Source organism: Saccharopolyspora antimicrobica (assembly GCF_003635025.1).
GTDB lineage: Bacteria > Actinomycetota > Actinomycetes > Mycobacteriales > Pseudonocardiaceae > Saccharopolyspora > Saccharopolyspora antimicrobica.
The window spans coordinates 6942209-6967748 of the sequence record NZ_RBXX01000002.1 but is presented as its reverse complement, the minus strand read 5'-3'; the positions used below and the strand labels follow the sequence as shown (position 1 = coordinate 6967748).

The following is a 25540-nucleotide window of genomic DNA, read 5'->3' as shown; positions in this document are numbered from 1 at the left end:
TATGAGCACTGCGCTCCCTATGGTGGCGGGCATCACCGACAGGGGAGCGAACATCCATGGCCGACGTGCGCGACGTGACCTACGAACTCTTGCGATCGCACGACCTTACGACGATCTTCGGCAACCCGGGCTCCAACGAACTGCCCTTCCTGGCCGGGATGCCGGAGGACTTCCGCTACGTGCTGGGCCTGCACGAGGGCGCGGTGCTGGCGATGGCCGACGGCTACGCGCAGGCCCGCGGCGGCTCTGCGCTGGTCAACCTGCACGCCGCGGCCGGGACCGGCAACGCGCTCGGCCCGCTGACCAACTCCGTGTACTCGCACAGCCCGCTGATCATCACCGCCGGGCAGCAGGTGCGCTCGACCATCGGCCAGGAGGTCATGCTCGCCAACGTCGACGCGCCAGCGCTGCCCAAACCGCTGGTGAAGTGGAGCAGCGAGCCGGCCTGCGCGCAGGACGTGCCGCGCTCGATCAGCCACGCCATCCACATCGCGAACCTGCCCGCCAAGGGACCGGTGTACGTCTCGGTGCCCTACGACGACTGGGCGCAGGAGGCTCCCGCGGAGGCGCAGCACCTGCTCGCGCGCAGGACCAGCAGCGCCGGATCGCTGAACACCGCGCAGCTGGCCGAGCTGACCGCGGCGCTGGACGGTGCTGAGCGCCCGGTGCTGGTGCTGGGCCCGGAGGTCGACGCCGAGCGCGCCAACGGCGACGCGGTGCGCCTGGCGGACCGGCTGGGCGCGCCGGTGTGGATCGCGCCCTCGGCGTCGCGCTGCCCGTTCCCCACCCGGCACCGCAGCTTCCGCGGTGTGCTGCCCGCCTCGGTGCAGGGCATCACCGACGCGCTGAGCGAGCACGACCTGATCCTGGTCGTCGGTGCCCCGGTGTTCCGCTACCACCAGTTCGTGCCCGGCGAATACCTGCCCGCGGGCGCCCGGCTGGTGCACCTGACCAGCGATCCCGGTGAGGCCGCGCGCGCACCTGTGGGGGAGGCACTGGTCGGCGACGTCAAGGACGCGCTGGCGCGGCTGGCCGATGCCGTCACGCCCGGCCTCCGGCCGGAGCTGACCCCGCTGCCGGAGCACCCGGCCGCGGCCTCCGCCGGGGAGCGGCTGAACCCGGCGGAGCTGTTCGCGCTGCTGCGCGAGCACGCGCCGGAAGATGCCGTCTACGTCAAGGAATCCACCGCGACGACCGGCGACTTCTGGGCGCAGATGGATCTTTCGGAGCCGGGCAGCTACTTCTTCCCGGCCTCCGGCGGGCTCGGGTTCGGGCTGCCCGCCGCGGTCGGCGCGCAGCTGGCCCACGAGCGGCGCCAGGTGATCGGGCTCATCGGCGACGGGTCGGCGAACTACGGCATCACCGCGCTGTGGACCGCCGCGCGGTACCGGATCCCGGTGATCGTGGTCATCCTGAAGAACGGCACCTACGGCGCGTTGCGCTGGTTCTCCAAGGTCCTCGACGCCGGTGAGGTGCCCGGCATGGACGTGCCCGGCATCGACTTCGTGCAGATCGCCCGCGGATACGGCGTCGACGCGACCTCGGTGCGCACCGGTGCGGAGTTCACCGAAGCCCTCACCGGCGCACTGGGTGCGGGCAAGCCGGTGCTGATCGAAGCGGAAACCGAGCTCACCGAACCCTGAACGCCGCCCGCGGACCCGCGCGGTCGCGAGCAAGTTCAAGCACCAGACCGAGAACGGCACTGACCGGCTCTCCCCGACGCAGTCATCTTGGTTGGTTGCCGCAGCCGCGACATCCAACCGGCGGCAGTTTGCTGAAGGTGTCGCATGCGCCGTAGGCGCATAGCCCGCCCTCGGCGCTTGCACCGCCGCGGGTTCTCAGCGTTCGCCTGGCGAGGACAGCCCGTTCGTCGTGTATCCGGACATACATGAGAACGCCGATCCCGGAGCTAGGCGGGCGCTGAGGTTCCGCTACCCGCACCGCTACGCAAAACGAGCCTGGAAACCTCGTGGAACCCGGAGGAACCAGTTTGTCCCAGCACACCGCGGGGGCCGTGGTCGGCGATGCCCGGCTCAACGGCTTCCACTTCAAAGTCCTGGCTCTGTGCTCGCTGCTGATGATCGTCGACGGCTACGACATGGTCAGCTACGGCACCGTGATCTCCCACCTGATGGACGAGTGGGACATGGACCCGGTCACCGCCGGGACGCTCGGCTCGGTCGCGCTGGTCGGCATGCTCGTCGGCGGGCTGTTCATCTCCCCGCTGGCCGACCGCTACGGGCGGCGGCCGCTGATGATCAGCTGCGTGACCATCGCCAGCATCGCCTCCTTCGGGTGCGCGTTCGCCACCGGACCCGAGGTGCTGGGCGCGCTGCGCTTCGTCGTCGGGATGTCGCTGGGCGCGCTGGTGCCCAACTTCAACGCGATGGCCGGTGAGATCGCACCGCGCCGGGCCAAGGCCCTGTTCGTCACGCTGGTGTCGTCGTTCTACTCGGTCGGCGGCATCGGCGCGGCCATCTTCGCCATCTACATCGAGCCGGTGTGGACCTGGCGGGGCGTGTTCTACGTGGCCGGCCTGCCGCTGCTGCTGGTTCCGCTGCTGCTGCGCCACCTGCCGGAATCGCCCGACTACCTGGCCGCCCGCGGCGACCGCGAGCGGTTGCTGGTGGTGCTGCGCCGGATCGCCCCGGAGCGCGACGACCTCGACGACGTGGTGCTGGAGCGCCGCCCGGAGCAGGCCAAGGCGCGGCTGCGGCAGCTGTTCACCGGCGGCAACGCGCTCAACAACGTGCTGATCTGGGTGTTCTTCGCGATGTGCATGCTGCTCAGCTACGGGCTCAACACCTGGCTGCCGAAGCTGATGCAGACCGCGGGCTACCCGCTGGGCTCGGCGCTGTGGAACCTGGTGGTGCTGAACCTCGGCGGCATGGTGGGCGCGATCGTCGGCGGCTGGCTGGCCGACCGGTGGACCTACCGCAACACCCTGGTGCTGTACTTCATGCTGGCCTCGCTGTCGCTGATCGGGCTGTCGTTCAACCCGAACTCCCTGGTGCTCAACGCATTGCTGTTCGTCGCGGGCGCGGCGACGGTCGGCGTGCTGGCGATCATCCACGCCTTCGCGGTGGAGTACTACCCGGCCGACGTGCGCTCCACCGGTGTCGGCTGGGCGGCGGGCATCGGCCGCATCGGCGCGATCGGCGGCCCCACGCTCGGCGGCGCACTGCTGGCCATGGAGCTGCCGTTCCAGCAGAACTTCATCGCCGTCGCGGTGCCAGGCGTGATCGGCGCGATCGCGGTGGCGATCGTGGCCAAGAAGAAGTTCCGCGTGCCGGAACCCGCTGCCGTGAACTAGACCCTGCCGGCGAGCGCCGTCCGGGCCTGGGTGATCCGCGATTTCAATGGAAATTGCGCGACTCGTCGGCGTGTCGGACGCACGACACACCGCCGGTGTGTCGGGTTTTACGCGATTTCAATGGAAATCGGACATCAGATTTCCATTGAAATCGCGGCACGGCCTCACCTGAGTCGCGAGGTCGTTCGAGGAGTGGAAGCCTCGGGGCCGGCGGCTCAGGCGGGCCTCGTCCCTTTTTTCGAATCCCATGCTGGAGAAAGGCCAACGCATGACGATCCTGGACACCGAACGCTGGGCCAAGCAGGTCTTCACCGGGCGCTGGCAACCGGCCAGCGGCACCCCGGCCGAGGTCGTCGAGCCCGCGACCGGGCAGGTGCTCGGCCACGTCGGCCGCGCGACCCCGGCGGACGTCGACCAGGCCTGCGCGAAGGCGGCCGCGGCGCAGCGGGCCTGGGAGGACACCCCGTTCGAGGAGCGGGCGGCCGTGCTGAGGCGCGCCGGACAGCTGTTCGCCGACCACGCCGAGGAAGTCGTCGGCTGGCTGGTCCGCGAAGCCGGGTCGATCCGGCCGAAGGCCGAGATCGAGGCCCGCACCGCGGCCAACGAGTGCTTCGAGGCCGCCGGGCTGCCCTCGCACCCGGCCGGTTCGCTGCTGCCCGCGGCGGACGGGCGGCTCAGCTTCAGCAGGCGGGTCGCCGCCGGGGTGGTCGGGGTGATCGCGCCGTTCAACTTCCCGCTGATCCTGTCGATCCGCGCGGTCGCCCCGGCGCTGGCGCTGGGCAACTCGGTGGTGCTCAAGCCCGACACCCGCACCGCGGTCTGCGGCGGGCTCGTGCTGGCCGCGATCTTCGAGGCGGCCGGGGTGCCCGAAGGCGTCTTCCAGGTGCTGCCCGGCGAAGCTGACGCGGGAGCCGCGCTGGTCGCCAACGAGCACACCCGCGTCATCGCCTTCACCGGATCCACCGCGGCCGGCCGGAAGGTCGGCGAGGCCGCCGCCGCGCACCTCAAGCGCGCGCACCTGGAACTGGGCGGCAACAACGCGATCATCGTGCTGCCGGACGCCGACATCGCCGCCGCCGCGTCGGCGGGCGCGTGGGGCTCCTTCCTGCACCAGGGGCAGATCTGCATGGCCGCGGGCAGGCACCTGGTGCACGAGTCCATCGCGGACGACTACGTCGCGGCGCTGGCCGAGAAGGCCCGCAACCTGCCGGTCGGCGACCCGAACACCGCGGAGGTGGCGCTGGGCCCGATCATCGACGCCAAGCAGCGCGACGGCATCCACCGGCTGGTGACCGAGAGCGTCGGCGCCGGCGCGGAGCTGGTCGCGGGCGGCGAGTACGACGGGCTGTTCTACCGGCCGACGGTGCTCGACCGCGTCCGGCCGGACACGCCCGCGTTCCGCCAGGAGATCTTCGGCCCGGTCGCGCCGGTGCTGCGGTTCAGCACGGTGGAGGAAGCCGTCGCGATCGCCCGCGACACCGAGTACGGCCTGTCGCTGAGCGTGCTGAGCGCGGATGCGATGCAGGCCTGGGAGGTCGCCAAGCAGATCCCGAGCGGCCTGGTGCACGTCAACGACCAGACCGTCGGCGACCACGCGCACATCCCGTTCGGCGGTGTGAAGGCCTCCGGCAACGGCGGACGCGTCGGGGGAGCCGAGGCGAACCTCGAGGCCTTCACCGAAACCCAGTGGGTCACCATCCAGGGACCCATTCAGCAGTACCCGTTCTGAGTCCGGCCGGTCGTGAGCGCGAAACCGGAGTTCGCGCTCACGACCGGTTCTCAGTCGAAGGGCGTGCCGACGTAGTTCTCGGCGAGCAGCGTCCGGCCCGCCCGGGAGCGGGTGACCGTGTCGAGCTCGGCGAGCTGGCGGTGCAGGTCGAACCCGGTGGCCTCGGGCATGCGATGCAGCATCGAGGTCATCCACCAGGAGAAGTGCTGCGCGCGCCAGACCCGGGGCAGCGCGGTCGCGGTGTAGGCGTCGAGCGCGGTGCGGTCGCTGTTGGCGAAGAACTCCGCCATGGCGCGGGAGAGCACGTGGACGTCGGCGATCGCGAGGTTCATGCCCTTGGCGCCGGTCGGCGGCACCGTGTGCGCGGCGTCGCCCGCCAGGAACAGCCGGCCGTACTGCATCGGCTCGCACACGAAGCTGCGGAAGTGCAGGACCGACTTGGAGAAGATCGGCCCCTCCTTGATCTCCGCGCCCGCCACCCGGGTGTGCAGCTCCGACCAGATCCGGTCGTCGGACCAGTCCTCGACGGTGTCGTTGGGATCGACCTGCAGGTAGTGCCGCTGGACCGTCGCCGAGCGGGTGCTGATCAGCGCGAAGCCGTTGCGGTGGTGGGCGTAGATCAGCTCCTCCGACGACGGCGGCGCCTCGGCCAGGATGCCGAACCAGGCGAACGGGTACTGGCGGAAGTGATCCTGCCGCGGGTTCGGCGCCGGGATCAGGAAGCGGGTCGAGGTGCGCGATCCGTCGCAGCCGGCCACCAGCGCGCAGTCCAGCTCCTGCTCGGCGCCGTCCTGGGTGAACCGGATCTTCGGGCGGTCACCGGTGATGTCCTCGACGCGCACGTCGGACACGCCGAAGCGGATGTCGCCGCCGTCGGCCAGCCGCTGGGCGATCAGGTCCTTGAGCACCTCGTGCTGCGGGTAGATGGTCACGCCGCGGCCGCCGGTGAGGTCGTCGAAGTCGATCCGGTGGCCCCGGCCGCCGAAGCGCAGCTCGATGCCGCGGTGCACCATGCCGGTGCGCTTGACGCGTTCGCCGACGCCGGTCTCGACCATGAGGTCCACGGAGCTCTGCTCCAGCACGCCGGCCCGGATGGTGCCCTCGATCTCCTCGCGGGTCCGGTTGTCGAGCACTACCGACTCCACGCCGCGCTGGTGCAACAGGTGCGAGAGCATGAGCCCGGCTGGCCCTGCCCCGACGATCCCGACCTGGATCTGCATCGACCGATTCCTCCCTCGGACCTGCTGCCGGCGGTGCACTCCGATGTGACCGCCACCGCAGCCTCACGGTCCACGATCGGTGCGGGATCAGCGACGCGGAACGCCCCTTTCCGTTCACCGGAAGCCCGAGCGCGCGTTCGGACGCCGGTCAGGACCGTTCGAGGTGGGCCGTGGGAGGCAGGGCTCGGGCCTTGGGGGAGCCGAGGGCTCTGGAGAGGCCCCGGGCCGCGGCCCGGACCGCCGGGACCAGTGCCATCGGGTCCGTGCGGTCGGCCGGGACCACGATGGACAGCGCGGCGATCACCTCGTCGGTGTCGTCGTGCACCGGGGCGGCCACCGACAGCGTCGAGAGCTCGATCTGGCGGTCGCTGATCGCGAAGCCCTGTCTGCGCACGTCGGCGAGGGTCCGGCGCAGCTGCCGGGCGTCGGCGATGGTCCGCTCGGTGAACCGCTTGAGCGGCGCGCTCAGCACCGCCTCCTGCCGCCCGGGGTCGGCGTGCGCGAGCAGGACCAGGCCGACGCCGGTGGCGTGCAGCGGGAGCCGGCCGCCGGGGCGGGACACCACCGGCACCGCCTCGCGGCCGGAGATGCGCTCGACGTAGACCACCTCGTCGCCGTCGCGCACCCCGAGCTGCACGTTCTGGCGGGTGGCCTCGTAGAGATCGCCGAGGAACGGCATCGCGACCTCGCGCAGGAACGTGCCGCGCGGCGTCAGCCCCGCGAGCTCGTAGATCCGCAGCCCGATCCGGTAGCTGCCGTCGGCGGCGCGTTCCAGCGCGCCCCAGCTGGCGAGTTCGCCGACCAGTCGGTGCGTGGTGGTCAGCGCCAGACCGCTGTGCCTGCTGATCGCCGACAGCGTCAGCGACGGCCGCTCCGGGGAGAAGGCCTCCAGGATCCGGAACAGCCGGGACGCCACCGTCGGCGCAGCCGCATCGCGGTCGGCCATGACACCCCCTCGCACCTCGACCGGACCATCTCACCACGTCGCGGTCGGGGACGGCGGGGACGGTCAGGCCTTGTCCTGAAACGCCGGAGGCGTTCAGCCCGCCCTCGACGCTTGCACCGCCACGCGAGGTGAGCCCGGCGAGTGAGGGGTCAGGCCTCGGTGAACACGATGCGCTCGGGCTCGACGGTCAGGCGGAGGGTCTGGCGGCGGACCTCCACCAGCGTCTCCAGCTCGGTGGCGTGGCCGGTGGGCACGGTGAACAGGCGGTCGTCGCGGGTGTCCAGGTAGCGCGAGAAGCCGCTCAGCGACACCCCGCCGGACTCCTCCAGCTCCAGGTAGTCGACCAGCCGGCGGAACAGCTTGGGCAGCAGCACCGCTTCCTCGCGCAGCTGCTCGCGGGAGCGCAGCCGCAGCCCGTCGAGCGTGGTGTCCTCGGCCCACACGCCGCGGCGGGCCTCGCGCGCGGCCACCGCGACCTCGGCCATCGACTCGCGCAGGTCGACGAAGAGCTTCGAGTAGAACGTCGGGTAGACCAGCCCGGCTTCGAGCAGCGCGTGGTTGGCCGAGTTCGGCAGGCCGTCGGGATCGAGGCGGACGTCGGCGCCGTCGGTGGAGCGGCCGGGCCGCTGACCGGGAAAGGCGAACGCGACGGCGCGGCCGTAGGTGTCGGCGAACCGGGTGAGGATGTGGCCGGACACCTCCTCCGGGGAGCTGGCGGTGACCCTCCCGTCGTCGTCGCGCTCGACGCTGGTGAACCCGAGGTGCTCCAGCAGCGCCGAGCTCGCCGCGTCGGCGAGCTTCGCCGGCTGGTGCCAGAGCTCGCTGCCGCGCGCCTGCGGCCGGTAGTGGGTCTCCAGGGCGTCGATGCCCTCTAATCGGAGCTGGACGCCACCGCGGGCGTTCAGCCGCACGGACAGGCCGGCCTTGCGGAAGGTGTCCGGGTCGGCGGGGTAGAAGCGGACCGAGTCGCCGTCGGGCGAGCTGCCGGTGATCCGGAAGGCGCCCTTGATCAACGTGAAGGTCATGTCGCTGACGCTAGTGACGCCGGTGCCCCGATCGGCTGATCTCGGGCGGAAACCCCACGGGTGCAGCAGCGATCCGGCTCACAGTCCGGCGTCACCCGGTCGCGCGACGTGCGCGTTCGGCCGCGTGGAGTGACGTCCTTTGCTCCGGTTGTCGGCTCGCGCGGGCACCTCTCTAAGCTCAGTGGGATTTGGCTTCTTGTCGGCAGGGATGGGGTGGCGGTCGCGTGGGTCAGCGATCGGGGGAGATCACGCGTCGCGATCCCGGGCCGAGAGCGGCCCGGCGCTGGTCCGTGGTGCTCGGCCTGCTCTCGGTGCTCGCCGCGCTGGCTGTCCCGCTCCTGCCGGTGCAGCACGACGTCACCACTCTGAAGTGGCCGACCGAGCACGGCACCGCTCCGGTGTCGGCCCCGCTGGTCACCCACGCGCCGCTGTGGGTCACCGCGGAGGTTCCCTGCGCGGCCGTGCGCGGCCTGGACGCGCGCAGCAACGGGCCTGCCGTGCTGGTCGCGACGAATCCGCCGTCGTCGAAGTACGGCGGCGTGACGGGTCTGAGCCTGCAGGTCGACGACGGCGAGCTCACGCTGTGGTCGCGCGGGAAGCGGATCGGTTCCACCGCGCTGCCCGGCGGTGACTGCGCGATCTCGGTGCGCGCCGACGAGTCCGGCACCAGGGCCGATGTCGGCGGTGTTCAGCTGGCCTCGGTCGATGGTGATCGGCGGCCGCAGCTGACCGGCATCTTCTCGCAGCTGGACGCCGCGGTCGACGACGTGCGCGGTCTGTCGTTCGAGGCCCGGGTGGACAACCGGTTCGCCAGCTCGCCGACACCGCTGAAGACCGCCGTGATGGTGCTGGCCGTGGCCGCGTTCGCCGGTTCGGTGCTGGCGCTGAGCAGGCTGGAGGTGCGCCGGGCGCCGCGGCTGCTGCAACCGGGCTGGTGGCGGCTGAAGTTCCGGGACGTCGTGGTCATCGGCGCGCTCGGCGTGTGGTGGCTGATCGGCGCGATGACCGCCGACGACGGCTACATCCTGACCATGCTGCGGGCCGCGGAGGACGCCGGCTACGTCACCAACTACTTCCGCTGGTTCGCCAACCCGGAGTCGCCGTTCGGCTGGTTCTACGAGTTCTACGCGCTGTGGGTGCAGGTCTCGCCGGCCACGCCGTGGGTGCGCCTGCCCGCGCTGTTCTTCGGCGTGCTCAGCTGGCTGCTGATCAGCCGCGGGGTGCTGCCGCGGCTGGGGCAGCAGGTGCGGCGCAGCGAGTCCGCGGGCTGGGCCGCGGCGGCGGTGTTCCTGGCTTTCTGGCTGCCCTACAACAACGGCCTGCGGCCGGAACCGGTGGTCGTGGCGTTCTTCCTGCTGGCGCTGTGCGCGGTGGAGCGCGCGGTGGCGACCCGGCGGCTGACCCCGGCCGCGCTGGGCCTGGTGGCCGCGGCGCTGGGCGTGGGGGCCAACCCGCACGGCATGGTCGCGGTGCTGCCGTTCGTGGTGGCCGCCAAGCCGCTGCTGCAGCTGCTCTGGCAGCGGGTGCGCGAGCGCGGGGTGCTGCCGGTGCTGGCGCCGATCGCCGCGTCCGGCCTGGTGATCCTGGTCGGGGTGTTCTTCGACCAGACGCTGCAGTCGGTGCTGGATTCGGTGGCGCTGAAGACCAAGTTCGGGCCGAACGAGGCCTGGTACCAGGAGCTCGCCCGCTACGACAAGCTGTTCGGGCGGTGGCCGGACGGGTCGCTGACCCGCCGCTTCCCGGTGCTGCTGGTGGTGCTGTGCGTGCTGGCCTGCGGCGTGGTGCTGCTGCGCCGCGGCCGGATCCGCGGCGCAGCGCTCGGGCCGAGCCGCAGGCTGCTCGCGGTGGCCGCGCTGTGCTTCGTGGTGCTCGCCGCCACTCCGACCAAGCACACCCACCACTTCGGCGTCCTCGCCGGTGCGGGTGCGGTGGTCGCCGCGCTGACCGCGCTGGCGACCAGTGCGGCGGTGTTGCGCTCGCGCCGGAACCGCGCGGCGTTCTTCGCCGGGCTGATGGTCGTGTGCGCGTTCTCGGTCACCGGGACCAACTCGTGGTGGTACGTCTCGGGCTGGGGTGTGCCGTGGTTCGACCGCGCGCCGAGCCTGGACGGGCGGAGCGCGAGCACCTACTTCCTGATCGCCGCCGCGATCGCCGGCGTCGTCGCGGTCGTCGAGCACGTGCGCCATGACGAGCCGCCGGTGCGCACCGCGGCCGCGCGACGCCGGGTCCTGCGGCTGGGCGCGGCTCCGCTGACGATCACCTGCGCCGTGCTGCTCGTCGGCGAGGTGGTGCTGTTCGGGGTGGGCATCGACAAGCAGCGCGGCGGCTACAGCCTCGGCGCGGACAACGTCAAGCAGCTGGCCGGGCAGAGCTGCGGGCTGTCCGACTACGTCGAGATCGAGACCGATCCGCGGCGCGGCGTGCTCGCGGCGGCCGAGGACCAGCCGCGCAGCGCGCTGAACCGCCTCACCGGAACGACGGAGGGCGCCGACTACCTGGCGCCCGCATCGCGGGGCTTCCACCGGTTCGGCCACCCGCGCACCGAGTACTGGACCCCGCCGTTCGGGTTCGGCGGCGACGACGCACCGGTGTGGGGCAGCTACGACCGCGACGCCACCGGCACCGGCGAGATGCGCACGCCCTGGTACGACCTGCCGCCGCGGGCCACCTCGGGCGAGGCGCCGGTGGTGCTGCAGTTCGCCGGGTCGGCGACCGGCGCGAACTCGCTGCGCGTCGAGCTCGGCCGCGATACCCCGGAGGGCTTCGAGATCGTCGCGGAGCGCGAGCTGGTGCAGAACAGCCGCGCCTGGCAGGACCTGCGGTTCACTGTGGACGGTGCCACCAAGCTGCGGGTGCTGGCCGCCGACCAGAAGGTCGACGAGGGCGGCTGGATGTCGTTCAGCGCACCGCGGGTCCCGCAGCTGACCACCATGACCGAGGTGACGGGCGCCGAGCCGACGTTCGTCGAGTGGCCCGCCGCGCTGGTGCACCCGTGCCTGAACCTCGCGAGCCTGCACGGCGGGATCGTGGAGCTGCCGCGGTTCCGGGTGGCCGGCGGCGGGATGCTGCGCGACATGGGGCAGAACTGGTCGGGCTCCTCCGGGGGCGGGCCGTTCGGCTGGCTCAACGTGGCGGCCAGCGTGCGGGTGATGCCGAGCTACCTCAAGGGCGATCTGCACCGGGACTGGGGCGCGTTCTACGTGGTGGACCCGTTCCAGCCCGACGCCCTGCCCGCCGCGACGGCGACGGAGGTCCACCGGGAAACGCACTGGGGCACGTGGAGCCCGGGCGCGCTGCCGAAGGCGGTCCGGCTGCCGGGCGGTCCGCCCAGCTCCGACGGCCGCACCGACCTCCTCCCGCTGGAATCCGCCGAGACCGACGGCAAGAGCTGACCGGCTGTGAGCATCGCCATGCTCTGGGTGCGGCGCTGATCGCTTAGGATCGCTAAGCGTATGGGTCGTGCCCAGGGCGATCGCCGGGCGGCACGACCCGTGCCGGCGAAACCCATTAGCACGGAAGAAAAGAATGCTCCGCTCCCGACGAGGAAGCCGACCGGCCTTCACTGTCCTCAGAGGACGCTGCGGAGCCGGATACCGGGAGGTTCCGTGTCCGGCGTGATCCAGGGCTTCGGCGTCATCGCCGCCATCGTGCTGATCGGCTACCTGCTCGGCCGCACCGGCGCGCTGGGCGCGAGCGGGCGCGAGGCGCTGACCAAGCTGTCGTTCTACGTCGGCACGCCGGCGCTGCTGCTCAAGATGCTCTCCGAATCCGACGTCGCGGTGCTCTTCTCGATCCCGCTGCTGGTCACGGCGCTGAGCACGTTCGCCGCGGCCGCGCTGTTCGTGCTGGTCGGCGTGCTGCGCAAGTGGAACGTCCGGCGCACCACGATCGGTGCCCTGTGCTCCAGCTACGTCAACGCGGGCAACCTCGGCATCCCGATCGCGGTCTACGTGCTCGGCGACGCGACCCTGGTGGCGCCGGTGATGCTGTTCCAGCTGCTGGTCATGACGCCCATCGGGCTGACCGTCATCGACTACGCGCAGGCGGGCGAGCGCAGCTCGGTGTGGACGCGGTTGCTCGCGCCGTTCCGCAACCCGATCGTCATCTGCTCGCTGATCGGTGTCGGCCTCTCGCTGGTCGGTTGGCGGATCCCGGCCCCGGTCATGGAGCCGATCACGCTGCTGGGGCACCTGTCGGTGCCCACTGTCCTGCTGGCCTTCGGCATCTCGCTGCACGGCAGCAAACTCCCGGCGGGAGGCGCCGAGCGCGGGCCGGTGCTGCTGTCGGTCGCGGTGAAGTCGGTGGTGCACCCGGTGATCGCCTGGTCGATCGGCGCGGGCCTGTTCGGCCTCGAGGGCGCGCCGCTGTTCGCGGCGGTGGTGATCTCGGCGCTCCCCGCGGCGCAGAACCTCTTCGTCTACGCCTCCCACTACAACGTGGGAGTCCGCCTGGCCCGCGAATCGATCCTGCTCTCCACGATCCTCTCGGTGCCGGTCCTCTTCACGGTCACGGCTCTCCTCGGCTGAGGCCGCCATCCGGGAGGAGCCGCGCGCGGCGTGCTCGCCGGGTCAGCAGCAGTGCTCGCCGCGCCAGGCTTCGCGGCCTTCCTTCACCGCCACCGCGGCGATGACCAGGGCGACGACCGGATCGGCCCACGACCAGCCGAACGAGCTGTTGAGCAGCAAGCCGACCAGCAGGACGCCGGAGAGGTACGTGCAGAGCAGGGTTTGCCTGGAGTCGGCGACCGCGCTCGCCGAGCCGAGCTCCCGTCCGGTCCGGCGCTGCGCGTAGGACAGCCCCGGCATGATCACCAGCGACAACGCGGCGAGAACGATGCCGACCGTCGAATGATCGGCGGATTCGGCCCCGAGCAGCGAACGGACCGACTCGACGGTGACGTATGCGGCCAGCGCGAAGAACGACACCGCGATGACCTTGAGCGCGGTCCGCTCGCGGGCCTCGGGATCGGCACCGGAGAACTGCCAGGCGACCGCAGCGGCCGATGCCACCTCGATCACGGAGTCGAGCCCGAAGCCGATCAGCGCGGTCGAGGACGCGACCGATCCCGCCGCGATCGCGACGACCGCCTCGATGATGTTGTAGGTGATCGTGGCGGCCACCAGCAGGCGCACGCGTCGCGTGAGCACCGCCCGGCGATCCGGGCTCGCGGTGGTCGCTGGAGTCGCGCCGCAGCACTCGTCCTGCCGTGCGGGGCCGGGCGACTGCGGTTCAGCCCGATCGCGGAGCTCGCTCACCGGCTTGCCTTCGCCGGTGTTGCACCGGGCTCGGCCTCGTCGAGGCAGGGCTCGGAGGTGTCGACGGCGAGCACGACCTGCACCAGCTCGCGCAATGCCCGGGCCAGGTGGTCATCGGCCAGGGCGTACCGGACCTGCCGCCCCTGGTAGGTGGCGACGACCAGGCCGCAGCCGCGCAGGCAGGCCAGGTGGTTGGACACGTTGGAGCGGGAGAGTCCGAGCTGCTCGGCCAGCTGCCCGGGGTAGTTGTTGCCGTCGAGCAGGGCGACCAGGATCCGGCATCGGGTCGGGTCGGCCAGTGCTCGGCCCAGCCGGGCCAATGCGTCTTCCCGCGACTCACACTTCAGCACGGGGAGAACAGTACACCAGTCGCTGACATGACAGGAGCATGCGCGGTCGGCGGTGGGGCCGATTCCCGCAGGGCGGGAAGGTCTTTGCTTTCGCCGCCCGGTCGCGCATTTTGGTATACCGAAGCACTTGTTCGTGATCCGGAAGAGGCGGGTGGGCATGCGGTTCGTTCCGAAGGCGCTGGTGGCTGCGGTGGGGATCTTCGCGGTGGGAGCGTGCGGCGCGCCCGCGACCACCGAGAACGCCCCGCAACAACCGCCCGGGATCCGGGTGGGGCTGCTGCTCGCCGGGCCGCGCCACGACGGCGGGTTCATGGAAGCCGGCTACAACGGCGCCAAGCGGGCGGAGCAGCAGTTCGGCGCCGAGCTCGCGGTGGTCGACCAAGTGGCGCCGAAGCAGCCCGAGCTGGAACGAGCGCTGCGGGAGCTGGCCGGCCGTGGGGTCGACCTGGTCGTGGCGCAGGGCGGGCAGAACAACGCCGCCGCGGAGGTGGTGGCCGCCGAGTTCCCGCGGACCACGTTCGTGGTGACCCAGTCCGACGTCACCGGCCCCAACCTGGCGAGCTACGAGGTGCTGCAGGAGCAGTCGGCCTGGCTCGCCGGTGCCGCCGCCGGGCTGCTGACCGAGTCCGGCGTGGTCGGCCACATGTCGGGGATCCGCCCGGTGCCGGGGCTGAAGGGCCGCGCGGCGTTCGTGGCCGGTGTCGCGCACACCAACCCGGGCGCCCGGGTGCTGACGAACTTCTCCGGCGATCAGGACGACGTCGAGCTGGCCCGGCGCGTGGCCACCGCGGAACTCGACGCGGGCGCGGACCTGATCTTCACCATGCTCAACGCCGGGCGTCCCGGTGTCGCCGAGGCCATCCGGGCCGCCGGGAAGGGCCGCCAGTTCGGCAACGTCCGCGACTTCACCGCCGAGGATCCCGCCGTCTTCGCCGGTTCGGCCATCGCCGACTCGGGCGTGGCGGTCTTCCGGGCCATCGAGGACTTCGCGAACGGCGGGCTGCACGGCGGCGAGAACGTCCGAATCGGACTGGAAACGCCCGATGCCGTCCGCCTCACCCTCGCTCCGGACGTCCCCGAGCAGGTGCGCGCCGAGCTCGACGCGCTCAGCGAGCGGATCGTCAGCGGCGAGATCGAGGTGAGCACCACCTACACCGGACCGGAGTTCCCGAACCCGTGAGCACGGCATCCCGCCACGAGTTGCCCGGGCAGGTCGGCGTGCCGACACTCGTCGCGGTGGCCTTCGGCGATCGGGTGGTGGCGGGATGCCTCGGTACGGGTACTACGACGCGGTCGTCGTCGGAGCGGGTTTCGCCGGGCTCAGCGCCGCGCACGAACTGGTGCGCGCCGGGCTCTCCACCCGGGTGCTGGAGGCGCGCCCTCGCGTCGGCGGGCGGGTGCTGACCCGATACCTGCCGGACGGCACGCAGCTCGACCTCGGCGGGCAGTGGATCGGGCCGACCCAGCTGAACATCACCGAGCTCGTGCACCGCTACGGCATCGAGACCTACCCGACGCCCGGCGAGGGCGCGATGATCGTCGACTACGGCGGCGAGCGGCTCACCGGCTCCCCGCCGGAGATCGCCGAACTCCTCGCCGAGATCGACGCCATGGCGCGGCAGGTCCCGGTGGCCGAGCCGTGGAACGCGCCCCGGGCGGCGGAATGGGACCGCCACACCTTCGCCTCCTGGATCGCCGACCGGGGCTGCTCGCAGGTGGCGGCCAGGTTCCTGGACCGGGTGATCTCCGGCGGGCTGCTCGCAGGCAGCGCCAACGAGACCTCGGTGCTGGAGACGCTGTTCTACATCGCCAGCGCGGGCGGCGTGGAACCGCTGCTCGGCTACGAGGGGGCCGCGCAGGACACGCGGATCGTGGGCGGTGCGCAGGAGATCGCCAACCGGATGGCGGCCGATCTGCCCGCGGGCACCGTGCACCTCAGCGACCCGGTCCTGCGCATCGAGCACGACGGGTCGGGCGCGCGGCTGGTCACCCGGCTCGGCGAGCACTGGGCCTCGCGGGTGATCATCGCGGTGCCGCCGATGCTCGCCGGGCGCATCCAGTACGACCCGCCGCTGCCGGGACTGCGCGAGGGCGCGTTCCAGCGGATGCCCGCCGGGACCGCGTTGAAGGTGCACGCCGTCTACCCGGAACCGTTCTGGCGCGCGGACGGCTTTTCCGGCGTCGCGCGGTCCACCTCGGGTGTGCTCACCGAAACCGTGGACAACACGCCGCCGAACTCGCCCCGGGCCGTGCTGACCGCCTTCGCCTACGGCGAGGAAGCGATCCTGCTGCGCCGCCGCGATGCGGCCGAGCGGCGGCGGATCGTGCTGGCGCAGCTCGGCGAGCTGTTCGGCGAGCGGGCGCTCGAGCCCGACGAGCTCGTCGAGTTCGACTGGCTGGCCGAGGAGTGGACGAGGGGCTGCTTCTCCGGGCACTTCATCCCCGGCGGCTGGACCTCGTTCGGCGCGGTGCTGCGCGCACCGGTCGGGGCACTGCACTGGGCCTGCACCGAAACGGCGGTGCGGTGGAACGGTTACTTCGACGGAGCGGTGGAGTCCGGCCGCCGCGCGGCGGACGAGGTCCGCGCGGCGCTGTCGGGTCAGTCCTGACGTGAAGATCCCGCGGGATCCGGCTGGCGCGGCCGGATCCCGCGGGAGTCTCCGCGTGCCGGGCCGGGGCCCGGCGCGTCTCAGCTGACGTCGAGGTCGACGCAGGCGTAGAACGCGTTGCCGGTGTCGGCGATGTTCCACACCGCCAGCAGCTTCTGCTTGCCGCTCACGCCACCGAGGTTGACATTGTGCGACAACGAGTTCGGCGGGCGCTTGCCGCCGTCGTCGAAGACCGCGACGCGGTTGCCGCCGATGAAGTACTCCCACGTGGTGGTGGCGTGCGGCGCGGTGAGCGTCCAGTGGAAGTTCACCGAGTTGCCGACCTTCGTGGCCTGCCACCCCTTGCTGTCGTCGTCCAGGTCGGAGAAGCGGCTGTTGCCGCCGCTGCAGCTGGTCAGGCCCTTGGGGCCTTCGACGCTCTGCGGCTCCCACTTGATCTGACCGCAGGGCACGGTGCCGCGGGCGCACTGCGCCTGGCGGCTCGCCGGCGTGTCGATGTAGCCGTGCGCGCTGGCGGTCGAGGTGGGGATGGCCACCAGGAAGGGCGCGATCGCCGCGCCGATCGCCGCCGCGGCGAACTTGCGCTTCGAGTTCATATCGACTCCCTTGTCGATCCGGCCGGGTCGTTCCCGGCCGGGCGGGCCCCCCGGTGCTGGCGGCCGGCGAAGTGCGGGATTCGCCTTGGTAGGGGAGAGCAACGGCGTGGTCGACGACCGCCGGCCGACCTGCCGCCCCGAGGATTCGGTGTGGTCTGGACCATAATGATCTGGTTGGAATCCGGTCAAGATTCCTGAAACGAGCTCACCGCAAAGGACCAGGACCACTCCGCGAACTGGTCACCGCAAAACCGCTGCGGCGGAGCGGAAATCGCACCGCGTGCGGGCAAAGCGCGCCGCTGAGCTCAGGAATCGGCCAGCGGTGGCGGCGCGCTGCAGCGCAGCGCCGGGACCGGGCCGAGGTGGCGCTCGACCTCGACGTGCGCGTGCTGGCCGGCGCAGCCCTGGGACAGCCGGGACGACGGCACATCGGCGGTCAGCACGTTGGGATTGCCGTGCGCGCAGAGGGTTTCGCCGGGGCGCGCCGGATCGGGTTGCGGGTCGAACCACGCTCCGGTGGGCAGCACGACCACGCCCGGCCGGACGTCCTCGCTCACGCGGGCTCCGGCCAGGCAGGCGCCGAGGTGGTTGAACACCCGGACCACGTCGCCGTCGGAGATCTCCCGCGCGGCGGCGTCCCGCGGGTGGATGCGGATCGGCTCGCGCCCCGCGACCTTGGCGCGCTGGCTGACCTCGCCCACGTCGCCCTGGCCGTGCAGCCGCGTCGGCGGCTGGTTGGCGATCAGGTGCAGCGGGCCGCCGCGCCGCTGCCGCGCGGGCAACCACACCGGGTGGCCGGGGCAATCGGGGTAGCCGAAGGAGTCGATCGTCGCGGAGAACAGCTCGATCCGGCCGCTGGGCGTGGGCAGCGGGTTCCGCTCCGGGTCGGAGCGCAGCGCCGCGAGCGGCGCGCGGTGTCGGACATCCGGCATCCGCAGATCTCCGGCCGCCCAGAACTCGGCGAACGGCGGGACGTCGTGGCCCTGCGCGACCAGCCCCGCGCGCCACTGCTCGTAGAGGTGCACCAGCCACTCGCGGGCTGAGCGGCCCTCGGTGAACTCCTGGTGGGTGCCCAGCCGCTGGGCGAGCCCGGCCAGGACGGCGTAGTCGTCCCGGGCCTCACCGACCGGGTCGAGCACCTGGTGCATCGCGATCAGGTGGCTGTCGCGGCGCCCGGCACCGACGTCCTCGCGCTCCAGCGCCGTGGTCGCCGGGAACACCACGTCGGCGTGCCGGGCGGTGGCCGTCCAGTGCGTTTCGTGCACGACGACGGTGTCCGGGCGGCCGAACGCCCGGCGCAGCCGGTTCAGGTCCTGGTGGTGGTGGAACGGGTTGCCGCCTGCCCAGTGCACCAGCCGGATGTCCGGGTAGGTCAGGCGCTGACCGTCGTAGTCGTACTGCTGTCCCGGGTTGAGCAGCAGGTCGGCGATGCGGGCCACCGGGATGAACGCCCGCACCGGGTTGCGGCCCAGCGGCAGCGTGGGCGGCCGCACCGCGGGCGCGTCGTCGCCGATGTCGGCCATCGACCCGTAACCGTGACCGAATCCGCCGCCGGGCAGCCCGATCTGGCCGAGCATCGCGGCCAGCGCGAGCCCCGCCCACACCGGCTGCTCGCCGTGCTCGGTGCGCTGCAACGACCACGAGACCGTGATCAGCGTGCGCCCGGCGGCCATCCGATCGGCCAGGGCCCTGATGGCCGTCGCGTCGATCCCGCAGATCCCGGCCGCCCACTCGGCGGACTTCGCGATCCCGTCCGCATCGCCGAGCAGGTACCCGGCGAACACCTCGGAGCCGGTGCAGCAGCGGTCCAGGAAGTCCTGGTCGTGGCGGCCGGTGGTGAGCAGGGTGTGGGCCAGCCCGAGCTGGAGGGCGACGTCGGTGCCGGGCGCGATCGGCCACCAGTCCGCGCCGGGGCCGGCCGGGACGTCGTCGGCGAGCGGGCTGATCGCCACCAGATCGGTGCCCAGGTCGCGCAGCGCGGCGGAACCGGTGTGGCGGGTGATGCCGCCGGAGGCGATCGAGAGGTTCTTGCCGGGCAGCCCGCCGAAGGCAACCACGAGGTCGGTGTGCTCCTGGATCGTCGCCCAGCTGTCGGCGTGCTGCAGCAGCGCGTCGGTGCTGCCGATCACGTGCGGCAGTAGCACCTGGGAGGTGCCGAAGCTGTAGTTGTTGCGCGAGGCGGTGTAGCCGCCGATGGTGTTGTGGAACCGGTGCAGCTGGCTCTGCGCGTGGTGGAACCGCCCGGCGCTGGCCCAGCCGTAGGAGCCGCCGAAGATCGCCTCGTTGCCGTGCTCGCGCCGGGTGCGCTCCAGCTGCTCGGCGACGAGGTCCAGCGCGGTGTCCCAGCCGACCTCCACGAACTCCTCGTCGCCGCGAGCACCGGTCGGGCCGGGACCACCCGTGAGCCAGCCGCGGCGGATCGCGGGCCGCCGGACGCGGGTGCGGTGCCTGACGGTGCCCGCCAGGTTGCCCAGCAGCGGCGATGGCGCGGGATCGGCGGGGTGCGGCTGGACGCGGAGGGTGCCGTCGGCATCGGTGGCGGCGCGGAAGGCGCCCCAGTGGGTGCTGCTCGGCCGCCAGTGCTCGGTGCTCATGCGTCCCTCCTGCCCCCGGGCGGTGCAACGGAGCGCCCTCCGCACGATAGTCCCTGGTCCGGCCGCGCCGGAACGGGCCGAGACCGACGCCACCCGCTCGATGGAGAGCGGTTCGCGCCGGAGCTGCCGGTTGTGGACCCGGTTCGCAAGTCCTCTGTGGATCACGGTGATTCCTGCTTAACCGTTCCGAAACAGAACGGCCACAGTGGACTCATCGGGCGGCTACCAGCATCTGGAACGGGGTTGAGCGGGCCGGTCCGATCGGTAGTGTCCGGATCGAGAAGACCGGTGCACTTGGTGTTTCACCGCAGACTGTGGAGGAGTCCGATGGTCCACGTCATCGCCGACGACGCGGAGGCGCTCGCCGTCGCCGCCCGGCTGGGAGAGCGGTTCGCCGAAGGCGCCTCGCAGCGGGACGCGCAGCGGATCCTGCCGAAGGACGAGCTGGCGGAGCTGTCCGAGAGCGGGCTGCTCGGCATCACCGTGCCCCGGCGGCACGGCGGTGCGGAGGTGTCGCACCGGACCTTGGGTTCGGTCTTCCGGCTGCTCGCGGCCGGTGATTCGAGCATCGGCCAGATCCCGCAGAACCACTTCTTCTTCCTCAACGTGCTCCGGCACAACGCCACCGAGCGCCAGCTGGCCTTCTTCGACGCCGAGGTGCTGGCTGGCAAGCGGTTCGGCAACGCGCTGGCCGAGGCCGGGGCGAAGACCGCGCACGCCTTCGAGACCAGGCTGGTCGAGCAGCCCGGCGGGGACTTCCGGATCACCGGGACCAAGAACTACACCACCGGCGCGCTGTTCGCGCACTGGATCCCGGTGTTCGCGGTCGACGGCGAGAACCGGGTCAACGCGGCGTTCGTCCCGGCCGGGGCCGACGGGCTGACCGTGCTGGACGACTGGGACGGCATCGGGCAGCGCACCACGGCCAGCGGCACGGTGCTGCTGGACGGCGTCCGGGTGCCGCCGGAGCGGGTGGTGCCGCACTACCGGACCTTCGGCGAGACCGAGATCTTCGGTGCCTACGGGCAGTTCCTGCACGCCGCGATCGACGTGGGCATCGCCGAGGCCGCGCTGCGCGACGGCGGGACCGGGGTGCGCGAGCTCAGCCGCCCGTGGTGGGAGGCCGGTGTGGAACGCACCGCGGAGGAGCCGCTGGTGGTGCAGCGCTTCGGCGAGCTCGCGCTGCGCGTGCGCGCGGCCAAGGCGTTGCTGAACGAAGCGGGCGATGCGCTCGACGCCGCGAGGCGGGCGATCGACTCGGGAGCGGACGACGCCGAGGACAAGGCGGCGGAGGCGTCCGTCGCGGTGGCTGCCATCCGCGCGCAAGCCGACGACGCCGCGGTGTCGGTGTCCAGCGACATCTTCGCGCTCATCGGCGCCCGGGCCGCCCGGGCGGGCCGCAACCTCGACCGGCACTGGCGCAACGCCCGCACGCACACCCTGCACGACCCGCGCCGGTGGAAGGTCCAGCACCTGGGCGACTACGAGCTCAACGGAACGCACCCGCCCCGCAACGGAATCGTCTGAGGACAAGGAGAACCACGTGTCGACGGAGGAGCTGGCGGCGCGGTTCCGCCCGGTGTTCGAGCGGATCGCTGACGGCGCGGTGGACCGCGAGCGGCAGCGCCGCCTGCCGCACGAGGAGGTGGGCCGGCTGCGGGACGCCGGTTTCGGCGCGGTCCGGGTGCCGCGGCGGTTCGGCGGTGCCGGAGCCCGGCTGGACGAGCTGTTCGGCCTGCTGGTGGAGCTGGGCGAGGCCGATTCCAACCTGCCGCAGGCGCTGCGCCCGCACGTCCTCTTCGTCGAGGAGCAGCTGCGGCAGCCGCCGTCGGCCGCGCGCGACGAATGGCTCCGGCTGGTCGCGGGCGGGACGTTGGTCGGCAACGCGATCAGCGAACGCGGTCCGCACGAGGTGGGGCGGCTGAACACCCGGTTGTCGGAGAAGGACGGGCGCCCGGTGCTCAACGGCACGAAGTTCTACGCCACGGGCAGTCTGTTCGCGGACTGGCTGACCGTGCGCGCCGAGCGGGCGCCGGGGGAGCTGGTCGTGGCGCGGGTTCCGGCGAACGCGGCCGGGCTGGTCCAGCGCGACGACTGGGACGGCTTCGGGCAGCGGACCACCGCCAGCGGCACGGTCGAGTTCACCGACGTCGAAGTCGACCCGGCGCACGTCGTGCCGTGGGACCGGAGCCCTGGCCTGCACACCGCGTTGGCGCAGCTCGTGCTGCTGGCCTCCCTCGTCGGCGTGGCGCGAGCGGCGGCGCGCGACGCCACCGGGTTCGTGCGGCAGCGCCGCCGCTCTTACAGCCACGCCAGCGCGCCGCTGCCCAAGGACGACCCGCTGGTCCAGCAGGTGGTCGGCAAGATCCACAGCGCCGCGTTCGCCGCTCAGGCGACGCTGGAAGCCGCGGTCGCCTCGGTGCACCGGGCGCAGGAAGGCGCGCAGGCCGACGTCATCGCCGCCGAGGACGACGTGGCCAGAGCGCAGGTGGCCATCGCCGACGTGGTCCTGCGCGCCACGGCGGAGCTGTTCGAGGTGGGCGGGTCGTCGGTGGTCAGCGAGGCGCGGCAGCTCGACCGGCACTGGCGCAACGCCCGCACGCTCACCGTGCACAACCCGCTGATCTACAAGGCCCGGGCGGTGGGTGATCACGCGATCAACGACGCGCTCCCGGTCTTCGGCTGGACCACCGGAGCACCGGCCTGAACGCTCAGGCGTCGCGCCCGAAGTACAGGTCGCGCGGGCGCAGCGCCAGCGTCGCGCCCGCGCCGATGAGCCCGGCGAGCACGAGGTAACCGCAGGCCCACCACGGCGAGCCACCGACGGCCAGAAGCATCGTGATCACCATTGGCGTGAGGCCCGAGGCGTAGATGCCGGAGAACTGGTAGACGAACGACATCCCGGTGTAGCGCAGCCGCACCGGCGCCAGCTGCGCGTACAGCGTGCCTTGCGGGGCGTAGAGCACCGCGTGGACGACGCCCAGCACCAGCACGATCACCACTCCGATCAGCAGCGGGTCGCGGGTCTGGAACGCGAGGAACGCGGGGAAGACCGATGCCGCGAACAGCGCCGCGCCGAAGGTGTAGGTGCGGCGGGGAGTCCAGCGGTCGGCGAGCCGTCCGAACACCGGGATGAGCACGGCCAGCGCGATCGAGGCGGCCATCACGGCCACCAGCACATCGGTGCGCGGCAGGTCGAGGGTCGTGGTCGCGTAGGACAGGAAGAACACCGCCCAGGTGTTGAAAGCGGCGCCCTCGGCCCAGCGCGAGAGCAGGCCGAGCAGCGTGTTGCGGCGGGCCGTGCGGTCCCGGAAGAGGTCCAGGAAAGGTGCGCGGGAGGTTTCCCGCGCCGCGCGCATCTGCTCGAAGGCCGGTGTTTCGGCCACCCGCAGGCGGATCAGCAGACCGATGAACACCAGCACGATGCTGAGCCCGAACGCGATCCGCCAGCCGTAGCCGAGGAACTGCTCGTCGTCGAGCACGTTGCCGAGCAGTGCGAACAGCCCGGTGCCCAAGCCCAGCCCCAGTGCGAGGCCGACCTGCGGCCAGGCGCCGTAGCGGGCCTGCTTGCCCGGCGGCGCGTACTCCACCGCCATGAGCACCGCGCCCGCCCACTCGCCGCCGATCGCCAAGCCCTGCACGACGCGCAGCAGCACCAGCAGGACTGGCGCGAGCAGCCCGATGTCGGCGTAGGTGGGCAGCGCGCCCATCAGGGCCGTGGCCACGCCCATCAGCAGCATCGTGGTCACCAGCGTGCGCTTGCGGCCGATCCGGTCCCCGATGTGTCCGAACAGGACACCGCCGAGCGGGCGGGCGACGAAGCCCACGAAGAACGTGGCGAAGGCCAGCACGGTGGAGATCGTCGGATCGTCGGTGGGGAAGAACAGCTTGTCGAAGACGAGCCCGGCGGCGGTGCTGTAGAGGAAGAAGTCGTACCACTCGACGGTGGTGCCCATCAGGCTGGACGCGATCACCGTGCGGACGTCCTTGGCCGGCACCTGCCGGGTGCCGGGCGCCTCGGCGTGCGAGGTCGCGGTCATGGTGCTGTCTCCTGCGGAAGAAGGCGGCCCGCTCGGGGCCGTGGGTGCGTGCCGGATCGGCTGGTGGTTCAGGAGGTGGAACAGGCCGCGGACGTAACGCGCAGCAGGTCCACGTGGTGGCGGCAGGTCAGCAGCACCGGTCGGAGCACACGGCGACGCTATGGAGGCGGCCGACGCGGTGTCAACGGTGCGGCAGGCCGGTTCCAGCGGATGGGATCACCGCGCCGGTCCGCCAGGTGGGATGGCCCGGCCGCCGGTTGACACCTGCGGCGCGGCTTTGCTGCGATTGATCCGTGCGAGCTGCGGCGCTGTTCACCAGGCGCCGGCACGTGGACTTCCACCGCGTGTCGGCGCAGGCCTGTCGTCCCTGACCGGCAGTTCCCCCGCCCGCCCGCGCGGCGAGGCCACCTCTTCGTCCACAACGGACTCGACGGGTTCGCGACCACGTGCTGGGCCGGTCCCGCTTCCCCTGGAGTGACTGATGTCTTTGACCTTCCACTGGTTCCTGCCCACTTACGGCGACAGCCGGTACCTCGTCGGCGGCGGGCACGGCGTGGCGACGACCAACACCGCCACCGGCTCCCGGCCGGCGACGCTGGCCTACCTCGGACAGATCGCCCGCAGCGCCGAGCAGCTCGGGTTCGAGGGCGCGCTGACGCCGACCGGTGCCTGGTGCGAGGACGCCTGGCTGTCCACGGCGATGCTGGCGGAGGTCACCGAGCGGCTGAAGTTCCTGGTGGCGTTCCGGCCCGGGCTGCTGTCGCCGACGCTGGGCGCGCAGATGGCCGCGACGTTCCAGCGCCATTCCGGCAAGCGGTTGCTGCTCAACGTGGTGACCGGCGGTGAGAGCGCCGAGCAGCGCGCCTACGGCGACTTCCTGGACAAGGACGCCCGCTACGCGCGCTGCGACGAGTTCCTGCACGTCGTGCGGGGGTTGTGGCGGGGCGAGCGGGTCGACTTCGAGGGCGAGCACGTGCACGTCGAAGGCGCCGAGCTCGCCCGCACCCCGGACCCGGTGCCCGCGCTGTACTTCGGCGGATCCTCGCCCGCGGCGGGCACTGTCGCGGCCAAGCACGCCGACGTGTACCTGACCTGGGGCGAGCCGCCGCAGAAGGTCGCGGAGAAGGTCGAGTGGATCCGTGCGCTGGCGGCTGAGCAGGGCCGCGCCCCGCGCTTCGGCATCCGGCTGCACGTGATCAGCCGCGACACCAGCGAGCAGGCCTGGGCGGAGGCGCGGCGGCTGCTGGACGCGCTGGACCCGGCGACGATCTCACGAGTGCAGGAGGGCTTGGGGCGCAGCGAGTCCGAAGGGCAGCGGCGGATGCTGGAGCTGCACGGCGGATCGACGGCGAACCTGGAGATCTACCCGAACCTGTGGGCGGGCGTCGGCCTGGTGCGCGGCGGGGCCGGGACCGCGCTGGTCGGCAGCCACGCCGAGGTGGCCGAGCGGATCGAGGAGTACCACGCGCTCGGCATCGACGAGTTCGTGCTCTCCGGGCACCCGCACCTGGAGGAGGCGTACTGGTTCGGCGAAGGCGTGCTGCCGATCCTGGAGCGCAAGGGCCTGTGGCGGCACCCGGCCGGGGCGGCCGATGCCGCGCCGGCGAGCATCCCGTTCGCGGGCGGGTCGCGGGAGCCGGCCGCGGCCTCCTGACCGACGACAGGACAGCGGGCCCACCGGGCGGCACCACGCCGCCCGGTGGGCCTTTTCCAATCCACATAGGACGATGTCCGGGTGTTGAGATCCGTTGACACCGCTGATCTTCTCTGGTGGCATTGATCCGTGTTCCCCGCAGACCGGCTGACCAGGCGCCGCCACGTCGACCTCGTTCGCGTCGGCGCGCAGTCCTGTCGCGGCTGCTG

18 protein-coding genes are annotated in these 25540 nt (G+C 72.1%); 10 read left to right on the top strand and 8 right to left on the bottom strand.

The genetic code is table 11. The annotated features are described in order from the left end of the window. The first annotated feature begins 56 nt into the window (after window positions 1-56). From mdlC to ATL45_RS33010, 3 genes are all read left to right on the top strand, one after another. Window positions 57-1643, top strand: a complete 1587-nt coding sequence (gene mdlC / locus ATL45_RS33020) for a benzoylformate decarboxylase (RefSeq protein WP_093145834.1) — start codon at window positions 57-59, stop codon at window positions 1641-1643. 347 nt (window positions 1644-1990) lie between these two features. After that, a complete protein-coding gene (locus ATL45_RS33015) occupies window positions 1991-3313 on the top strand; it encodes an MFS transporter (protein WP_093145835.1) in 1323 nt (440 codons plus the stop codon). 268 nt (window positions 3314-3581) lie between these two features. After that, window positions 3582-5042 carry a benzaldehyde dehydrogenase gene (locus ATL45_RS33010; RefSeq protein WP_093145836.1) on the top strand — a complete coding sequence of 487 codons (1461 nt, stop codon included), beginning with the start codon at window positions 3582-3584 and terminating at the stop codon, window positions 5040-5042. A 50-nt stretch (window positions 5043-5092) separates the two neighbouring features. Here ATL45_RS33010 and ATL45_RS33005 read toward each other — a convergent pair whose 3' ends face one another. The 3 genes from ATL45_RS33005 to ATL45_RS32995 all read right to left on the bottom strand — a co-directional run bounded on the left by ATL45_RS33005 (window position 5093) and on the right by ATL45_RS32995 (window position 8233). Continuing rightward, complete coding sequence (locus ATL45_RS33005) at window positions 5093-6262, bottom strand: 4-hydroxybenzoate 3-monooxygenase (RefSeq protein ID WP_093145837.1); 1170 nt, start codon at window positions 6260-6262, stop codon at window positions 5093-5095. A gap of 148 nt (window positions 6263-6410) precedes the next feature. Next, window positions 6411-7208 carry an IclR family transcriptional regulator gene (locus tag ATL45_RS33000; protein WP_093145838.1) on the bottom strand — a complete coding sequence of 266 codons (798 nt, stop codon included), beginning with the start codon at window positions 7206-7208 and terminating at the stop codon, window positions 6411-6413. A gap of 149 nt (window positions 7209-7357) precedes the next feature. Further along, complete coding sequence (locus ATL45_RS32995; RefSeq protein ID WP_093145839.1) at window positions 7358-8233, bottom strand: nuclease; 876 nt, start codon at window positions 8231-8233, stop codon at window positions 7358-7360. 224 nt (window positions 8234-8457) lie between these two features. Between ATL45_RS32995 and ATL45_RS32990 the strand changes: the two genes are divergently transcribed. Beyond that, window positions 8458-11625: an arabinosyltransferase domain-containing protein gene (locus ATL45_RS32990; protein WP_093145840.1), complete on the top strand. Its 3168-nt coding sequence runs from the start codon at window positions 8458-8460 to the stop codon at window positions 11623-11625. A gap of 213 nt (window positions 11626-11838) precedes the next feature. Continuing rightward, window positions 11839-12759, top strand: a complete 921-nt coding sequence (locus tag ATL45_RS32985) for an AEC family transporter (RefSeq protein ID WP_093145841.1) — start codon at window positions 11839-11841, stop codon at window positions 12757-12759. A 42-nt stretch (window positions 12760-12801) separates the two neighbouring features. Here ATL45_RS32985 and ATL45_RS32980 read toward each other — a convergent pair whose 3' ends face one another. Further along, a complete protein-coding gene (locus tag ATL45_RS32980; RefSeq protein WP_093147172.1) occupies window positions 12802-13380 on the bottom strand; it encodes a cation efflux transmembrane domain-containing protein in 579 nt (192 codons plus the stop codon). 104 nt (window positions 13381-13484) lie between these two features. Then, a complete protein-coding gene (cmtR, locus tag ATL45_RS32975) occupies window positions 13485-13838 on the bottom strand; it encodes a Cd(II)/Pb(II)-sensing metalloregulatory transcriptional regulator CmtR (RefSeq protein ID WP_093145842.1) in 354 nt (117 codons plus the stop codon). A gap of 157 nt (window positions 13839-13995) precedes the next feature. Here cmtR and ATL45_RS32970 point away from each other — a divergent pair, with 157 nt between their 5' ends. After that, window positions 13996-15018, top strand: coding sequence for a BMP family protein (locus tag ATL45_RS32970; RefSeq protein ID WP_093147174.1), 1023 nt, complete (start codon window positions 13996-13998; stop codon window positions 15016-15018). Window positions 15019-15103: 85 nt separating this feature from the next. Next, entirely contained in the window at window positions 15104-16447 is a 1344-nt protein-coding gene (locus ATL45_RS32965; protein WP_093145843.1) for a flavin monoamine oxidase family protein, read from the top strand. Window positions 16448-16527: 80 nt separating this feature from the next. On the opposite strand, the gene ATL45_RS32960 is transcribed toward ATL45_RS32965, so the two are convergent. Continuing rightward, on the bottom strand, window positions 16528-17043 hold the full coding sequence (locus ATL45_RS32960) for a lytic polysaccharide monooxygenase auxiliary activity family 9 protein (protein WP_093145844.1): 516 nt from the start codon (window positions 17041-17043) through the stop codon (window positions 16528-16530). A 305-nt stretch (window positions 17044-17348) separates the two neighbouring features. Then, entirely contained in the window at window positions 17349-19637 is a 2289-nt protein-coding gene (locus ATL45_RS32955; protein WP_093145845.1) for a molybdopterin-dependent oxidoreductase, read from the bottom strand. Window positions 19638-19964: 327 nt separating this feature from the next. Here ATL45_RS32955 and ATL45_RS32950 point away from each other — a divergent pair, with 327 nt between their 5' ends. Both ATL45_RS32950 and ATL45_RS32945 read left to right on the top strand, forming a co-directional pair. After that, the gene (locus ATL45_RS32950; protein WP_093145846.1) at window positions 19965-21164 is read left to right on the top strand and encodes an SfnB family sulfur acquisition oxidoreductase; all 1200 of its coding nucleotides are present in this window, start codon (window positions 19965-19967) and stop codon (window positions 21162-21164) included. Between the two features lie 16 nt (window positions 21165-21180). Further along, window positions 21181-22344, top strand: coding sequence for an acyl-CoA dehydrogenase family protein (locus ATL45_RS32945; RefSeq protein ID WP_093145847.1), 1164 nt, complete (start codon window positions 21181-21183; stop codon window positions 22342-22344). Window positions 22345-22348: 4 nt separating this feature from the next. Here the strand turns inward: ATL45_RS32945 and ATL45_RS32940 are convergent, their stop codons facing one another. Then, window positions 22349-23677, bottom strand: a complete 1329-nt coding sequence (locus ATL45_RS32940) for an MFS transporter (protein WP_093145848.1) — start codon at window positions 23675-23677, stop codon at window positions 22349-22351. A gap of 481 nt (window positions 23678-24158) precedes the next feature. Between ATL45_RS32940 and ATL45_RS32935 the strand changes: the two genes are divergently transcribed. Continuing rightward, window positions 24159-25331, top strand: a complete 1173-nt coding sequence (locus ATL45_RS32935; protein WP_093145849.1) for an LLM class flavin-dependent oxidoreductase — start codon at window positions 24159-24161, stop codon at window positions 25329-25331. Window positions 25332-25540 lie beyond the last annotated feature (209 nt).

Excerpts from the sequence above, each read along its gene's own strand:
- ATL45_RS32995 (WP_093145839.1), bottom strand. The coding sequence starts at position 8,233 with ATGACCTTCACGTTGATCAAGGGCGCCTTCCGGATCACCGGCAGCTCG.
- ATL45_RS32940 (WP_093145848.1), bottom strand. The coding sequence starts at position 23,677 with ATGACCGCGACCTCGCACGCCGAGGCGCCCGGCACCCGGCAGGTGCCG.
- ATL45_RS33010 (WP_093145836.1), top strand. The coding sequence starts at position 3,582 with ATGACGATCCTGGACACCGAACGCTGGGCCAAGCAGGTCTTCACCGGG.
- ATL45_RS32965 (WP_093145843.1), top strand. The coding sequence starts at position 15,104 with ATGCCTCGGTACGGGTACTACGACGCGGTCGTCGTCGGAGCGGGTTTC.
- ATL45_RS32935 (WP_093145849.1), top strand. The coding sequence starts at position 24,159 with ATGTCTTTGACCTTCCACTGGTTCCTGCCCACTTACGGCGACAGCCGG.
- ATL45_RS32955 (WP_093145845.1), bottom strand. The coding sequence starts at position 19,637 with ATGAGCACCGAGCACTGGCGGCCGAGCAGCACCCACTGGGGCGCCTTC.
- ATL45_RS33000 (WP_093145838.1), bottom strand. The coding sequence starts at position 7,208 with ATGGCCGACCGCGATGCGGCTGCGCCGACGGTGGCGTCCCGGCTGTTC.
- ATL45_RS32970 (WP_093147174.1), top strand. The coding sequence starts at position 13,996 with ATGCGGTTCGTTCCGAAGGCGCTGGTGGCTGCGGTGGGGATCTTCGCG.
- ATL45_RS33005 (WP_093145837.1), bottom strand. The coding sequence starts at position 6,262 with ATGCAGATCCAGGTCGGGATCGTCGGGGCAGGGCCAGCCGGGCTCATG.
- mdlC (WP_093145834.1), top strand. The coding sequence starts at position 57 with ATGGCCGACGTGCGCGACGTGACCTACGAACTCTTGCGATCGCACGAC.
- ATL45_RS32960 (WP_093145844.1), bottom strand. The coding sequence starts at position 17,043 with ATGAACTCGAAGCGCAAGTTCGCCGCGGCGGCGATCGGCGCGGCGATC.
- ATL45_RS32950 (WP_093145846.1), top strand. The coding sequence starts at position 19,965 with ATGGTCCACGTCATCGCCGACGACGCGGAGGCGCTCGCCGTCGCCGCC.